General features: G+C 52.6%; 1 protein-coding gene. It reads left to right on the top strand.

Annotation, left to right across the window (positions count from 1 at the left end):
• On the top strand, positions 1-874 hold an 874-nt coding region (locus PSH54_RS20500; protein WP_273607002.1), incomplete at both ends, for an Ig-like domain-containing protein.

Here is an 874-nt window from a genome sequence, read left to right as displayed (position 1 = left end):
GTTAGTGAAACCGCCACGCTAAACACCACCGCGCCAAGCATTAGCATTAATGCCTTGGTTGATACCAACGACACCACGCCAACCATTAATGGGACAAGTGATGCAGCCGATGGCACTACCATTAGCTTAACGTTTGAAGATAGCGCGGGTAATATTACGACTGTTGATACCACCGTCACCGGTGGCGTATGGAGCGTTGATGCACCGAGTGAATTAGCGGAAGGTGAATACACAGTGACCGCAGAAGTAGACGACGGTCTGGGTAATATCGGCAGCGCGAGCGAAACTGGCGAGATTGATTTAACCCCACCGAGCCTTGTTATTACAGATAACGGCGTTAGCAACGACACGACACCGACGATCTCCGGCACAAGTGATGCGCCACAAGGCAGTGAAGTCACAATTATTGTGACAGACAATGCCGGTGTAGCGCAAACCATTACCGCTACAGTGGGCGCAAGTGGTACATGGTCAGTGCCGGTTACAACAGCCCTTGCTGAAGGCAACTTTACCGTAAGTGCAAGCGTAACCGATACAGCGGGTAACACAGCGACCGCCACAGGTGCAGGGGAGGTTGATACCATTGCGCCAACACTTGATTTAACCAGCCCAGGTTCAAGTAACGATGCTACACCGACCCTAAGCGGCACCAGTGATGCGGTTGAAGGCACCGTGATCACCTTTACGGTTATCGATGATTTAGGGGCAGAGCAAACCTTTACCACCACCGTGGATGCGAGCGGCAACTTCTCAGTGGAAGTACCGACGGCACTTGCAGAAGGACCGTACAGCATTGAGGCCAGCATTAGCGATGATGCAGGTAACAGCACTGATATCACCGGCAGCGGTAACATCGATACCACCGCGCCAAGTG

It is taken from the genome of Pseudoalteromonas sp. Angola-30 (assembly GCF_028599215.1).
Lineage (GTDB): Bacteria > Pseudomonadota > Gammaproteobacteria > Enterobacterales > Alteromonadaceae > Pseudoalteromonas > Pseudoalteromonas atlantica.
Note: the sequence above shows the minus strand (reverse complement) of the source record. Positions and strands in the feature narration are given on the sequence as shown.